The organism is Labrenzia sp. CP4 (genome assembly GCF_001579905.1).
GTDB lineage: Bacteria > Pseudomonadota > Alphaproteobacteria > Rhizobiales > Stappiaceae > Roseibium > Roseibium algicola.
In genome coordinates, this window is the sequence record NZ_CP011927.1 from 2,084,632 (window position 1) to 2,097,259 (window position 12,628).

The window sequence follows — 12,628 nt, forward strand, 5'->3', positions numbered from 1 at the left end:
AATGAGCACGCGCACTGCAGCAATTTTATGGAGAAAACCGGTCCAAAAAATGGCATTCCTGTGCAATGCAACATCGTACGCTTGTTCGTTCGACTTTCAAACGTCCAAACAGCCGGTTGGTTTCATATTTTTTTGAAAAAAGTTCCGCTCAGAGACCGATTGTAACCAGCTGGGCGACGTAACTTCCGATTGCCATTGCCGATGTGAGGCCGGGGGATTCGATTCCGTAGAGCGTGACCAGACCCGCAAGGCCATGATCTGACGGCCCGTCAATTCGGAAATCGGCCGCGGGGTCACCCGGACCGGCGATCTTGGGCCGGATGCCGGAGTAGTCGGGCAGGAGTGCATCGTCCGGCAGGCCGGGCCAGTAGCTGCGGATGGCGGCATAGAACCTGTCGCCCCGGGCGGGATCCACCCTGTAGTCGGCAACCTCCACCCATTCGACATCCGGACCGAAGCGTGCCTGGTGCTGCAGGTCGAGTGTCAGGTGAACACCGAGCCCGCCGGGTTCTGGCACGGGGTAGATGAGCTTGGAAAAAGGGGCCTTGCCCTGAAACTTGAAATAACTGCCTTTTGCGAGGTAGGCGGCCGGTGGGTTGGCACCCTCAAGCCCGGCAGCCAGGGCAGGTGCGCCGTGGCCTGCGGAAAGGATCAACTCCTTGCAGGTGAGGGCATAGGTTTCCGTTCCCTCCGTTTCCGCATGCACCCGGTAACCGCCATCAGCCAGGCGCTCGAGGCGCGCAACTCTCGTGTTCAGCACAACCTGACCGCCGTTTGCCTCGAGCTCTCCCTGGAGAGCCAGCATGAAACCGTGACTGTCGACGATGCCTGTGGAGGGGGAATGCAGTGCGCCGGTGCAGGCAAGCTCCGGTTCGGCTTCGTTCAGGCTGTCCTGGTCCAGGAATACGAGATCAGAAACGCCGTTTTCCGCCGCTTTGCGACGGATTGACTGCAGTTGCTCCAACTGATCGTTATTGGACGCAACGATCAGTTTGCCAATCTGCTCGAAACCGACGCCATTCTCGGCACAAAACCGGTAAAGCCGTTCTTTGCCCTCCACACAAAAACGAGCCTTCAGGCTGCCCGTGGGATAGTAGATGCCCGCGTGGATGACTTCCGAATTGCGGGCGCTGGTTTCCGATCCGATCAGGTCATGCTGTTCCAGCACCATGACCTCGCGACCGGTCAGCGCCAGCTCACGTGCAATCGCAAGTCCAACGGCACCGGCACCGATAACGAGGGTTTCAATGTCATGCATGGTGTCGCCGGCAATCCTGGTCGCGCGTTCTTTTCCTTGTCAGCCCGTCATGCCACGGCTTGCTCCAGACGTCGATGCCGGAATTGCGGACGGACACACGGGCCTGGCAGTCAAATCAACGAACTGCGCTCTGCCTTGGATTGAAACCCATAATCCACGCTCCGTTATTGCCGGGCTCGACCCGGAAATCCGTGCCGTTCGTATGAGAAGCCGCAAGCATCAGCGAATAATGATGAAAGGGTACGGCACAAATGCCACGGTTGAGCCATGGCATGACGGTGGAGGGATGTTTGCTCCAACCCAGTTCACGCCAGGAACATGCTCTTGAGGGGACTGCCGGCACAAGGCAGCGGCGATTTCATGGTCAGGCTGCGACGGACCGGAGAAAATCAGGTGTGCAGCCCCGGGCCGATGAAAGGTCCGGGGCGCATATCAACAAACGGGATCAGCTCCACCAGGCTTCCGGTGAGAACGAGCCGGCGGCATCTTCGATGACCTGACCGACCTGGAACAGGGTGCTTTCCTCAAAGGGTTTGCCGATCAGCTGAAGACCGAGCGGCAGGCCATTGTTGTCGAGGCCGGCAGGGACGGAAATGCCCGGAAGACCGGCCATGTTGACGGTCACGGTGAAAATGTCGTTGAGGTACATTTTCACCGGGTCGGAATGAAGGTCCTGGTCGGCAACACCGAAGGCGGCGGACGGGGTAGCCGGGGTCAGGATTGCGTCGACGCCGTTTTCCCAGGCCAGGTCGAAGTCGCGCTTGATGAGTGTGCGAACCTTCTGGGCTTTCAGGTAGTAGGCATCGTAGTAACCGGCGGACAGCACATAGGTGCCGATCAGGATACGGCGCTTGACCTCTTCCCCGAAGCCTGCTGCACGGGTGTTCTCGTACATCTCTACGATGTCCTTGCCCGGAACGCGCAGGCCGTAGCGCACACCGTCGTAACGGGCGAGGTTCGAGGAAGCTTCCGCCGGTGCTACGATGTAATAGGCCGGCAGGGCGTATTTGGTGTGCGGCATCGCAATGTCGACGATTTCCGCGCCGGCATCCTTCAGCCAGTCGATACCCTTCTGCCAGAGTGCTTCGATATCCGCGGGCATGCCGTCCAGGCGGTATTCCGCCGGAATGCCGATCTTGAGGCCCTTCACGGATTTGCCGATGGCCGCTTCATAGTCCGGCACAGGCAGATCGACCGAGGTGGTGTCCTTGGCGTCGACGGAGGCCATGGATTTCAGCATGATCGCGCTGTCCCGAACGGTGTGAGCAATCGGGCCGGCCTGGTCGAGCGAGGAAGCAAAGGCAACAACGCCCCAGCGGGAACAACGGCCATAAGTCGGCTTGATGCCGACAGTGCCGGTGAACGCGGCCGGCTGACGGATGGAGCCGCCGGTGTCGGTTGCGGTAGCGCCCATGCACATGCGGGCGGCAACGGCGGCGGCAGAACCACCGGAAGACCCGCCGGGTACGAGGTCCTGGTTCGAGTTCTTCTTCCGCCACGGGTTGATCACCGGGCCGTAATAGGAGGTCTCGTTGGAGGACCCCATGGCGAACTCGTCCATGTTCAGCTTGCCGAGCATGACCGCGCCGTCGGCCCACAGGTTGGACGTAACGGTGGATTCATAAGCGGGTTTGAAGCCGTCCAGAATGTGGCTGCAGGCCTGGGTGTGTACGCCCTGGGTGGCGAAAAGGTCCTTGATGCCAAGCGGGATGCCTTCCAGCGCACCGCCTTCGCCCTTGGCAAGCCTGGCGTCGGATGCCTTTGCCATGTCGCGCGCCTTGTCGGTGGTCACGGTGATATAGGCATTCAGCTTTTCATTGGCGACTTCGATGTTCTTGATGAAGGCATCGGTCAGTTCCAGGGACGTGTAGTCCTTGTTTTTCAGGCCTTCGCGGGCCTCGGCAATGGTCAGTTTGGTCAGATCGGTCATGGATTTGAACTCTCAGGCGGCCGCCAGCGGCCGGGAATAGAAGATGGAATAGGGACTGTCGGGATAATCGAGCACCGGTCCGCAGCGGCTGAAGCCGGCTCGTTCATAGATGCGCCAGGCTGCCGGGTGTTTGTCGCCGGTTTCCAGAACGAGCATGGAGATGCCCTCCCGGGTTGCCAGCTCAATGATCCGGTCCAGTATGCTGCCTCCCAGGCCGAAGCCCTGATAGGCCGGTCTGGTGTACATGCGCTTGACCTCGGCAATGCCGTCGGCGTGCCGGTGCAGGGCACCGCAGGCTGCCGCCTTGCCGTCAATCCGTGCAACGAAGACAGTCGTTGCCTCGCCGGACATCTCTTCGGCCGTCATGTGGTAGCAGGCCTCGGGCGGGCTAAGTGTTAGCAGCAGGTCGTTCAGCTCGGCAATCATCTCGCCCATGTCGGCAGACAAGGGCGTTTCGACGGCAATAGCTGGAACGGGTGCGATCATCCGGGTTGGTCCGCTTATTCGACGACTTTCGGCACCATGAAGAAATGATCTTCGGAGGCCGGTGCGTTCAGGGTGATGTCTGCAGCCTTGTTGCCGTCGGTCACGCCGTCGGCGCGCTTTTTCATGGTCTGTTCAACAACGGACGTCAGCGGCTCGACGCCGGAAATATCGACTTCGTCCAGTTGCTCGACAAAGCCCAGAATGGCATTCAGTTCGCCAGTCATGCGGGTCGCGTCTTCTTCGCTCACCTTGATGCGCGCCAGCCGGGCAACGCGTTTCACCGTATCGGTATCAACAGACATGTGTTCCTCGTCGTTACTGGTGCCTGAAGCGGAAATCCGCTCATGGCTTGCGCTCTTCTTGCGGTGGCCGCGCGGGGAAGGCAAGAGCGCAGGCTTGCCTTGCGGGAGAAATCGGAATAAATCGGTACCAATGGGAACCGAAATAGGGATTTGCGCGTGATCCAGTCTTGCGAAACGATCCGGCCGTTGCCGATGGCGGCCATCGTCTATCTGGCTTTCGAACCAGCCTGGCTGGCGCTCAGCCGCCAGGAAAGAGGCGAGATTGCCGGCCAGATCGGCACAATCCTGGCGCGCCATCCAGAGGTTGCCTTCGAATGGTTCGACGCCGATGCCCTGGCAGGCGGGTTTTCCGATTTCGCGATCTGCCGGTTTTCCGACATGCGCGCCTATCATCACTTGTGGGAGGAACTGCGCGATACGGTGATCTTTTCAAAACCCTATGCGCGGATCGTCAACGTGACGACCGGCATCGAGAATGGCTTTCAGGACTACGAGGCAAATCTTCAAAGTGCTGCGGTTGCGGAGGCTGGAGATGCCTGAGGAAGGCATTGCCGGCCGGCCGCGGGAGGGCCGGGTCAGCAAGGCACTTCTGGAGGCCTCGCTGATTGAGCTTGCCGAAAACGGCTACGAAAAGACGACGATTGCCGCCATTGCGTCGCGAGCGCGCACCAGCAAGCAGGCGGTCTACCGGCGCTATGCGGACAAGGGGGCGCTGATTGCGGCGTCTGTCGAAGCAGCACTTGCCAGCGTGAACCCGGCTCCGCCTCAGCGGGGCAGTGTTGCGGAGGATCTGCGGCAATGTCTGTCGAACACCGTTGCCGCCTTGCAGGATACCGCGTTGGGCGCGGCGGTTCGGGCACTGGTTCCCTATCGAAGCAGGCCGGACCTTGCTGGCGTACTCGATGAGGCGGAGGCTGCCAGACGTCTGGTCCTGCGGCAGATCTTCATCGCGACCCCGTTCGAAGCTGACATGGAAGCGCGGATCGACCTGCTTCTCGGCCTCATCTATTTCCGCCTGCTGATCCGCAATATCAGGATCGAGACGAGGGACATAGAAACGGCCATCTATCTGGTGCTGGGGCTGGTGGCACCGCGCCAACCCGTATCACGCCCGGATCTGCCGGGCCTCCCCGGATTGTGAAGCCAGCCGCCATCACGATTTTCTCGCCCGCCGTTAGCGGCTCTGTGATCAAGGGTGATTGGCCAAATTCTGCGTCAGAAGACATGTTTTTTTCCGCGTGGAGCGTTAGGCTTCACCTGATCACGCCATTCACACCCCAATGGAGACGCACATGCCGCTCTATACGTCCAAATCCGTTCTGCTGGGACTGACCGCGCTCTTCTCCGCTGCTGCCTTTACCGCTTCCGCTGATGAGATCACCACTTTCACCAAAGGCGGGGCTGCAATCGGCGGCACCGATCCGGTTGCCTATTTCACGGACGGCAAGCCTGTTGCCGGCTCCGATGAATTCACCGCAGAATATGACGATGTGACCTGGAAGTTCTCGTCCGCGGAAAACCGTGACAAGTTCGTTGCCGACCCGGCGAAATATGCCCCTCAATACGGCGGCTTTTGTGCCTTCGGTGCGGCCATGGGTTTCAAGGTTCCGGTGGTGCCGGAAGCCTGGTCGATCGTCGACGGCAAGCTTTACCTGAACAACTCCCTGAAGGTGCAGGAGCGGTTCGAGGAAGATGTGCCGGGATATATCCGCAAGGCGACCCTCAATTGGGACATCATCAAGGAGAAGAACCCGGGCGATCTGAAAGAGCCGATCATCCGCGACTGATCTGCCGAGTGTTTTCCTGGCCTGAGCCCGTCAATCGGCGGGCTCAGGCTTTTTTCGGGAATGACATGTTGCGGGCACGCGCCATCCAGGCCAAGCCTCACGCGAACCTGACTCGGGACCGCGCAGGGCGTTTCTGCAAGGCGCCGTTACACTTTTCCGAAAGGCAGATCTTTAAATCGGCTATCGTCGATGTTAAATCTTGAGATTATAACTCAAGATTTATGAGGTCCTCCTTGGCCACTCCTGCGAAACGCCAGCCCAGATTTCTAACCGTCAAGTCGACGCACTACCTCAGTCCAAATCTTATCCGTGTCACCTTTGCCGGCCCGGAGTTGCAGGGTTTTCCCGAAGGGCACGAGGGCGCGAACTGTAAGTTGTTGTTGCCGCGCGACGGCGAAAGCCGCGAGGCCTTTGAAGCGCATTATGCGCCGGACGGGCCTTCCGAACGCGTCCATCCGGTTCGCACCTATACTGTCCGTTCTTTCCGCCGGGATACGCTGGAACTCGATATCGACTTTGTTGCTCACGGCGACGAAGGGCCTGCAACGCGCTGGGCGCAGCGGGCGGCAGAAGGAGATTTCCTGGGCTTTCTCGGCCCAAGCCAGCCGAAAATCACCGAGTTTCATGCCGACTGGTATTTGCTGGCCGCAGACCTTTCGGCAATGCCGGTGGTCGAGGCGACGCTGGAGGCTATGCCGCGCGAGGCAAGCGGTCTCGTACTGTTCGAAGTTCCGTCAGAAGCCGACAAGCGCGAGATTGCAGCACCAGAAGGCGTGGAAATCAGATGGCTGGTCCAGGATAACCCTCAATTGCCTTCAACCGCGCAGGTTGACCTCGTGAAATCTCTGGAATGGCCTGCGGGAACGATCCAGACCTGCATTGCAGGTGAAAGCTCCGTCATTCGGGCTCTTCGGGATCATCTTCACAACGAACGGAAAGTGCCGAAGGCGGACACCTACATTTCCGGCTACTGGAAAATCGGACTTGTCGAGGACGAGCATCAGCAGCTCAAACGGGCGGAAGCCGCCTGAGGCCTCTTGCTTGAATATCCCACTTCTCGCCGGTTGGGCTCGCTCCAACCGGGGGGATGCAGAAGTCCGGTCTGACCGTGTGGTCGAATATCTTCCGGCGATCCAAATCTTGCCATCAACCTGAGATCCGTTAGATCTGTTGTTACAGGTCTTTCGGGAGGCATTCTCATGCGTGGTTTTGCAGTTGGTCTTGGGCTCGTTGTTGCCGGGTTCGCCTTTGTGCCGGCGGCCTGGGCGGCCGGTCCGGCCTTCGATTGTGCGAAGGCGGAAAGTTCGGCCGAAAAGCTGGTCTGTTCGAATGATGATCTGGGAGCACTGGACCAGAAACTGGCCGATATCTATGAAGGCGCGGTCGGCGTCGTGAAGTCGCTGGATGCGGGCGCTGAAGAGGAACTCAACACGCTGAAGGCCTATCAACGCGGCTGGGTGAAAGGGCGCGACGAATGCTGGAAGAGCGACGACGAACTCTCCTGCGTCCGCTCTGCCTATGAACGCCGGATCGCGGAACTGACAGCGCGCTATCAACTGATCAAGGGACAGGCCCCGGTCTTTTACACCTGCAACGAAAATCCGGCAGACGAGATCGTGGCGACCTTCTTCGATACCGAGCCACCGTCTGCACGGTTGGAGCGCGGTGACACGACCGAGATCGTGGTTCAGGGTCCGAGCGGATCCGGCGCGCGCTACGAAGGCGATTTCGGCATTCTTTTCTGGATCAAGGGAGACGAGGCCATGGTGGACTGGCCTCAGGGCACGTCTTTCGATTGCAAGGTGCGAAGCTGACAGGCCTTTGACCGCCTGTCAGACCGCAGAAAAAAAAGTCGGCCGGTGCGATAAGGCAGCGGCCGCCGCCTCATGATCAGCCGTCCTTGTAATAGTAGCTATAGCCATTGAGGGCAGGGGCGCCGCCGAGGTGCGCGTAGAGTACCTTCGATCCGGCGGGAATCTTGCCAAGCTTGACCAGGTCGATCATGCCTTGCATGGATTTGCCCTCATAGACCGGGTCGGTGATCATTGCCTCGGTCTTGGCGGCAAGCCGGATGGCGTCGTTTGTCTCTTCAGAGGGAACACCATAAGCCGGGTAGGCGTAGTCGGGATTGATCACGATCTCGTCGTCCCGGACCGCGCGGCCAAGTTCCACAAGGGAGGCCGTGTTGTCGACGATCTGGCGAACCTGCGCACGGGTCTGGTCAAGGGTGCCGGAGGCGTCGATGCCGATTACACGGTCCGCCCGGTTCTGGTCGGCGAAGCCCACGATCATTCCGGCCTGGGTGGAGCCGGTGACCACGCAGACGATGATGTAGTCGAAGGTGAAACCGAGCTCTTCTTCCTGCTGCTTCACTTCCTCGGCAAAGCGCACGTAACCAAGGCCACCGTATTTGTGGACGGATGCCCCGGCAGGAATGCCGTAAGGCGTGCCACCCGCATCGTGAACGGACTGCATTGCGTCTTCCCAGCTCTGGCGGATGCCGATGTCGAAGCCGTCGTCGACCAGACGGGAATCCGCCCCCATGAGACGCGTCAGCAGAATGTTGCCGACCCGGTCGTAAACCGCATCGTAGTGCGGTACCCATTTTTCCTGCACCACAACGCATTTCATGCCGATCTTGGCGGCGGTGGCTGCAACCATGCGGGTGTGGTTGGACTGGACACCGCCGATGGAAACCAGCGTGTCCGCGCCGGAAGCGATCGCGTCGGGTACGATATATTCCAGTTTCCGCAGCTTGTTGCCGCCGAAGGCAAGGCCGGAGTTGCAGTCGTCCCGCTTTGCATAAATGTCCACCTTGCCGCCAAGCGCTTCGGAAAGCCGGGGTAGAGGTTCGATGGGCGTTGGGCCGAAGGTGAGGGGATAGCGTTCAAACTTGCTGAGGTTCATGGAGCACACCGGATTGATTGTTGACCCTTTGAGCCTTGCAGAAAATTTCAGAAAGGTGCTTTCAAAGTTTGATGTATTTTTTCTGTCAATGAGAACTGGAAGCGTATATTGATTCCTCAATCATCGAATTAAGGTCAAAAAACTGAAAGATTCTTCCATGGCTGGTGAGCTCGACCGGATCGACCGCAAAATTCTCAAGCTGCTGCAGGAAGATGGCCGTCTCAGCAACGCCGAACTTGCCGGTCTGGTAAATGTCAGCCCGGCGACCTGTCACAGGCGGACGCAGCGGCTGTTCGAAGAGGGGTTCATTCAGGGCGTGCGCGCGCAAATCGATCCGCAAAAGGTCGACAGATCTGCTCTTGTGATTGTGGGGGTGGTGCTGGACCGGTCGACGCCACAAAGTTTTGCAGAGTTTGAAGAGGTAGTTCGCAAGGCGGACTTTGTTCTCGACTGCCACCTGGTGGCAGGCGACTTCGATTATTTCCTGAAGATCCGTACACGGGACATGGCGGACTTCAACAAGCTGCACGGCGAAAAGCTGATTGCACTGCCGGGTGTGCGCCAGACCCGCACGTTTTTTGTCATGAAGGAAGTGACGGACAACGCGCCGCTGCCTTTCTGAAATATTTCGGCTTCCTTGGCCGGCAGGTCGCCCGCCTCGCAGACCGGGTGACTGATGAGCACCCCGGATCTGCTGCCTGGAATTCCCTTCCATTGTCCTGCCGCCAGTTAGCCTCGATCGCCCTGGTTCAAAAAACGGTTGCCTTGGTCACCGGCAATAAAGTACAGACTTGATATGTAATAACATAACATATCAAACTTGCTGGAGGCCTTATGTCCGATCGACGCCTGCCTGTAACCGTTCTGTCCGGGTTCCTTGGAGCGGGAAAAACCACCTTGCTCAATCGCATCCTCAACAACCGTTCCGGGTTGAAGGTGGCTGTAATCGTCAATGACATGTCGGAGGTGAATATCGACGCAGACCTGGTACGGGCTGGCGGTGCGGAGCTGAGCAAGACCGAGGAAACGCTTGTCGAGATGTCCAACGGCTGCATCTGCTGCACCTTGCGCGACGATCTGCTGAACGAGGTTCGCCGTCTGGCTGGCGAAGGACGGTTCGACTACCTGCTAATTGAATCAACGGGAATATCCGAACCGTTGCCGGTGGCAGCGACCTTCGAATTCCGAGACGAAGCCGGCGACAGCCTCGCCGATGTGGCAAGGCTCGATACGATGGTGACGGTGGTCGATGCGGTCAATCTGCTCAAGGATTACTCCAGCCATGATTTCCTGAGCGATCGGGGTGAGACGCTGGGCGAGGAGGACGAACGCACGCTGGTGCATCTCCTGACGGACCAGATTGAGTTTGCCGATGTGGTGGTTCTCAACAAGGTGGGGGCCGCGTCGGCCGGACAGGTTGATGCGGCCCGCAAGATCATCCGCAGTCTCAACGCGGATGCGAAGATCATCGAGACCGACTACTCGGAAGTCTCGCCTTCCGACATCCTGAACACGGGGCTCTTCAATTTTGAAAAGGCTCATGAACACCCGATGTGGGCCAAGGAGCTTTACGGCTTTGCCGACCACATTCCCGAAACCGAGGAATATGGCGTTGCCTCCTACGTCTACCGGGCACGGCGGCCGTTCGATCCGGAAAAGATCCATGAGCTGCTCAACGGGCAGTTGCCGGGCGTGATCCGCGCCAAGGGCCATTTCTGGATTGGCAGCCGGCCGCAGTGGGTGATCGAGTTCTCGTTGGCCGGGGCGCTCTCCAGCATCAGTCCGCTTGGCACCTGGTGGGCGTCGGTGCCGCAGGAGCGTTGGCCGGATGACGAACGCGCCCGGGCCTATGCGAAGTCGCTCTGGGTGGAGCCGTTTGGCGACCGGCGGCAGGAAATTGTATTCATCGGTGCGGGCATCGACTGGCTGCTTCTGAAAAGCCGGCTCGACGCGTGCCTGATCGGCGAAAACGCGGGTGACGAACTGTCGGCCTTTGTGCATCTGCCGGATCCCTTTCCTGCCTTCCGCCATGCGGACCGCGCAGCATGAAAGCGCTGGAACCGAAGGTGGACGCCTTTTCGAGCGGGCCTGCCGCACGGGATGTGATTATCGGCCGGGATCCGGACATCCTCGCCGACATTCGCGATCCGGGCATTGCCGCCGCTATCTGGCGGCGAACGCCGGATCCCGAATTTCAGAAGTGGATGAATGCCTTGCCGAAAGGCAACTTGCCGGACCTGCGCACGGTGGTGCCTGTGCATCTGGCAGAGGCGGCTGTCCGGGCGGCTTGCGAGAGCCATGGAATTCCTGCGTGTCGGGAGACGGACATGCTGGCAAGCGATGTCGGGGCACTTGCCCTGATGCTGGCAAAGACGCTTACAGTGCGTCTCCTACGATTGCGGCTGGATGTTTCGGATGACGTCATGTGTCCGAAGTTCCACCTGGACAATGTTCGCGCCCGGTTGTTGTGCACCTATCGCGGGCCGGGAACGGAATATGTTCCGGAAAATGTGGCCGAGGAGACTGTCCGTATCCGTCAGGTTCCGCTTGGGGGCGTTGCCGTTTTTCGCGGCCGGCAATGGTCTTGCGGCGAAAGAACCGCTCTCTTGCACTGGTCTCCGGCCGCAACCCCGGCAGGTGGCCCGCGGCTTCTTCTGGTGATCGATCCGGCAGACTAGGCGGGCTGCATTTCAGAAGGGGGGCAGCCACGCTCTCGGCTTAGCCAGGTTTGATATCGGTCCAGGTGTCGCGTGACGATCGCGGCAAGGGAGGCATCCGTACAGATCATCTCAGGGGTGATGGCATTGCTGGTGAGGCCAAGCGAAAATCCGGCTTCGCTGACGATTTCGGCGGACATGGTCCGGAGGATCTCTTCCAGTTGAACCGGGGCAAAGGCGTGACGGGAGGTGACGTGGGCAAGGGCGACCGGCTTGCCGGGAAACTTCTGACAGCCAACCATCCAGTCGAGAGTGTTTTTGAAGCTGCCAGGCAGTGCATGCATGTATTCCGGCACGGCGAACAGCAGCCCGTCGGCGCGCGCAACCTGTTCGCGCAGGTCGATGACGATTTCCGGCAGGTGGTCGGTAATATCCAGATCCGGCACGAAATGCGGCAGATCGCCGATGCGGTCATAGCGGTTGAGAACGAGCCCGTCGGGCGCCAGTCGTTCTGCTGCGCTCAGCAGGGCCAGATTGGACGATGCAGCACGAAGACTGCCGCAAAATGTAAGGATCCTTAAGGGCAAGGGACTGGTCCGGTTGAAGGAGGTTGGGGGCGAGCCTATCGGATTCGCCCCGTATCGTGATCCCCCAACGACCGACCAGTTTGCGCCTTTTACCGGCTGGCAGCGGCCAGTGCTGCACCAAAGCCGACAAAGAGCGTGCCTGTGATCCGGCGTACCCACAGCATGCGCTTTGCAGACGTCAGGAAGCGGCGCATATGGCCACCTGCGTAGGCAATTGCGGCATGGTTGGCGAAACACAATGCGGCATAGGTGAAGGACAGCACCGAGATCTCCGTGAGATCGATGCCGTCGGCGCGCATGAATTGCGGGAACAGCGCGGTAATGACAAGAATGGCCTTCGGATTGGTGACGGAAACGAGAAGTGCCTCCAGGAACAGCTTTCTGGGGCTTTTGCGGGCAATCAGGACCCCGTCCTCCACGTGAAAGGCAGACTTGTCGCGCCAGATCTTGAGGCCGATGAATATGAGATAGGCGGCACCAATGACCTTCAGCACCGTGAAGGCCACGGCGGAGGCTGCCATCAGGGCGCCGAAGCCGAGGGCGACCGCGTATCCCAGGATTACAAGTCCCGTGGCATTGCCTGCGGCGGAAGCGAGGGTCGCGTTACGGCCGAACCGGAGAGTGTTGGAAATGGCCAGCATGACTGCCGGACCAGGGCTGACGGCAGGCAGGAGCGAGACGGCAATAAAGACGAGCCAAAGATCTATCGGCATT

General features: G+C 59.5%; 15 protein-coding genes. 8 read left to right on the forward strand and 7 right to left on the reverse strand.

The genetic code is table 11. From position 1 onward, the window contains the following. Positions 1-148: 148 nt before the first annotated feature. The 4 genes from ACP90_RS09645 to gatC all read right to left on the reverse strand — a co-directional run bounded on the left by ACP90_RS09645 (position 149) and on the right by gatC (position 3,976). Positions 149-1,258 carry an NAD(P)/FAD-dependent oxidoreductase gene (locus tag ACP90_RS09645; protein WP_062488189.1) on the reverse strand — a complete coding sequence of 370 codons (1,110 nt, stop codon included), beginning with the start codon at positions 1,256-1,258 and terminating at the stop codon, positions 149-151. Positions 1,259-1,703: 445 nt separating this feature from the next. After that, a complete protein-coding gene (gatA, locus tag ACP90_RS09650; RefSeq protein ID WP_062488190.1) occupies positions 1,704-3,188 on the reverse strand; it encodes an Asp-tRNA(Asn)/Glu-tRNA(Gln) amidotransferase subunit GatA in 1,485 nt (494 codons plus the stop codon). Positions 3,189-3,200: 12 nt separating this feature from the next. Beyond that, positions 3,201-3,674: a GNAT family N-acetyltransferase gene (locus ACP90_RS09655; protein ID WP_062488191.1), complete on the reverse strand. Its 474-nt coding sequence runs from the start codon at positions 3,672-3,674 to the stop codon at positions 3,201-3,203. Positions 3,675-3,688: 14 nt separating this feature from the next. Then, complete coding sequence (gatC, locus tag ACP90_RS09660) at positions 3,689-3,976, reverse strand: Asp-tRNA(Asn)/Glu-tRNA(Gln) amidotransferase subunit GatC (protein ID WP_023000570.1); 288 nt, start codon at positions 3,974-3,976, stop codon at positions 3,689-3,691. Positions 3,977-4,132: 156 nt separating this feature from the next. Between gatC and ACP90_RS09665 the strand changes: the two genes are divergently transcribed. The 5 genes from ACP90_RS09665 to ACP90_RS09685 all read left to right on the forward strand — a co-directional run bounded on the left by ACP90_RS09665 (position 4,133) and on the right by ACP90_RS09685 (position 7,577). Next, complete coding sequence (locus ACP90_RS09665) at positions 4,133-4,516, forward strand: darcynin family protein (protein WP_062488192.1); 384 nt, start codon at positions 4,133-4,135, stop codon at positions 4,514-4,516. Then, positions 4,509-5,117, forward strand: coding sequence for a TetR/AcrR family transcriptional regulator (locus tag ACP90_RS09670; RefSeq protein ID WP_062488193.1), 609 nt, complete (start codon positions 4,509-4,511; stop codon positions 5,115-5,117). The genes ACP90_RS09665 and ACP90_RS09670 overlap by 8 nt, the downstream gene beginning before the upstream one ends. Before the next feature lie 151 nt (positions 5,118-5,268). Beyond that, entirely contained in the window at positions 5,269-5,763 is a 495-nt protein-coding gene (locus ACP90_RS09675) for a YHS domain-containing (seleno)protein (protein ID WP_031269160.1), read from the forward strand. 233 nt (positions 5,764-5,996) lie between these two features. Next, a complete protein-coding gene (locus ACP90_RS09680; RefSeq protein ID WP_201030461.1) occupies positions 5,997-6,794 on the forward strand; it encodes a siderophore-interacting protein in 798 nt (265 codons plus the stop codon). A 168-nt stretch (positions 6,795-6,962) separates the two neighbouring features. Beyond that, positions 6,963-7,577 carry an MliC family protein gene (locus tag ACP90_RS09685; RefSeq protein WP_062488195.1) on the forward strand — a complete coding sequence of 205 codons (615 nt, stop codon included), beginning with the start codon at positions 6,963-6,965 and terminating at the stop codon, positions 7,575-7,577. Between the two features lie 76 nt (positions 7,578-7,653). On the opposite strand, the gene ACP90_RS09690 is transcribed toward ACP90_RS09685, so the two are convergent. Further along, the gene (locus ACP90_RS09690) at positions 7,654-8,670 is read right to left on the reverse strand and encodes a 1-aminocyclopropane-1-carboxylate deaminase (protein ID WP_062491496.1); all 1,017 of its coding nucleotides are present in this window, start codon (positions 8,668-8,670) and stop codon (positions 7,654-7,656) included. A 157-nt stretch (positions 8,671-8,827) separates the two neighbouring features. Between ACP90_RS09690 and ACP90_RS09695 the strand changes: the two genes are divergently transcribed. The 3 genes from ACP90_RS09695 (at position 8,828) to ACP90_RS09705 (ending at position 11,348) form a co-directional block, all read left to right on the forward strand. Then, positions 8,828-9,292 carry an Lrp/AsnC ligand binding domain-containing protein gene (locus ACP90_RS09695; protein ID WP_062488196.1) on the forward strand — a complete coding sequence of 155 codons (465 nt, stop codon included), beginning with the start codon at positions 8,828-8,830 and terminating at the stop codon, positions 9,290-9,292. 212 nt (positions 9,293-9,504) lie between these two features. Beyond that, entirely contained in the window at positions 9,505-10,719 is a 1,215-nt protein-coding gene (locus ACP90_RS09700; protein ID WP_062488197.1) for a GTP-binding protein, read from the forward strand. Continuing rightward, a complete protein-coding gene (locus tag ACP90_RS09705; protein ID WP_062488198.1) occupies positions 10,716-11,348 on the forward strand; it encodes a DUF1826 domain-containing protein in 633 nt (210 codons plus the stop codon). The genes ACP90_RS09700 and ACP90_RS09705 overlap by 4 nt, the downstream gene beginning before the upstream one ends. On the opposite strand, the gene ACP90_RS09710 is transcribed toward ACP90_RS09705, so the two are convergent. Both ACP90_RS09710 and ACP90_RS09715 read right to left on the reverse strand, forming a co-directional pair. Further along, positions 11,345-11,914 carry an NADPH-dependent FMN reductase gene (locus ACP90_RS09710; protein ID WP_062488199.1) on the reverse strand — a complete coding sequence of 190 codons (570 nt, stop codon included), beginning with the start codon at positions 11,912-11,914 and terminating at the stop codon, positions 11,345-11,347. The two genes, ACP90_RS09705 and ACP90_RS09710, sit on opposite strands and share 4 nt — an antisense overlap. 89 nt (positions 11,915-12,003) lie before the next feature. Further along, a complete protein-coding gene (locus tag ACP90_RS09715; RefSeq protein WP_023000581.1) occupies positions 12,004-12,627 on the reverse strand; it encodes a LysE family translocator in 624 nt (207 codons plus the stop codon). Position 12,628 lies beyond the last annotated feature (1 nt).

Coding starts and splice junctions, on each gene's coding strand:
- ACP90_RS09695 (WP_062488196.1), top strand. CDS start 8,828: ATGGCTGGTGAGCTCGACCGGATCGACCGCAAAATTCTCAAGCTGCTG.
- ACP90_RS09670 (WP_062488193.1), top strand. CDS start 4,509: ATGCCTGAGGAAGGCATTGCCGGCCGGCCGCGGGAGGGCCGGGTCAGC.
- ACP90_RS09705 (WP_062488198.1), top strand. CDS start 10,716: ATGAAAGCGCTGGAACCGAAGGTGGACGCCTTTTCGAGCGGGCCTGCC.
- gatA (WP_062488190.1), bottom strand. CDS start 3,188: ATGACCGATCTGACCAAACTGACCATTGCCGAGGCCCGCGAAGGCCTG.
- ACP90_RS09655 (WP_062488191.1), bottom strand. CDS start 3,674: ATGATCGCACCCGTTCCAGCTATTGCCGTCGAAACGCCCTTGTCTGCC.
- ACP90_RS09690 (WP_062491496.1), bottom strand. CDS start 8,670: ATGAACCTCAGCAAGTTTGAACGCTATCCCCTCACCTTCGGCCCAACG.
- ACP90_RS09700 (WP_062488197.1), top strand. CDS start 9,505: ATGTCCGATCGACGCCTGCCTGTAACCGTTCTGTCCGGGTTCCTTGGA.
- ACP90_RS09685 (WP_062488195.1), top strand. CDS start 6,963: ATGCGTGGTTTTGCAGTTGGTCTTGGGCTCGTTGTTGCCGGGTTCGCC.
- ACP90_RS09645 (WP_062488189.1), bottom strand. CDS start 1,258: ATGCATGACATTGAAACCCTCGTTATCGGTGCCGGTGCCGTTGGACTT.
- ACP90_RS09675 (WP_031269160.1), top strand. CDS start 5,269: ATGCCGCTCTATACGTCCAAATCCGTTCTGCTGGGACTGACCGCGCTC.
- ACP90_RS09715 (WP_023000581.1), bottom strand. CDS start 12,627: ATGCCGATAGATCTTTGGCTCGTCTTTATTGCCGTCTCGCTCCTGCCT.
- gatC (WP_023000570.1), bottom strand. CDS start 3,976: ATGTCTGTTGATACCGATACGGTGAAACGCGTTGCCCGGCTGGCGCGC.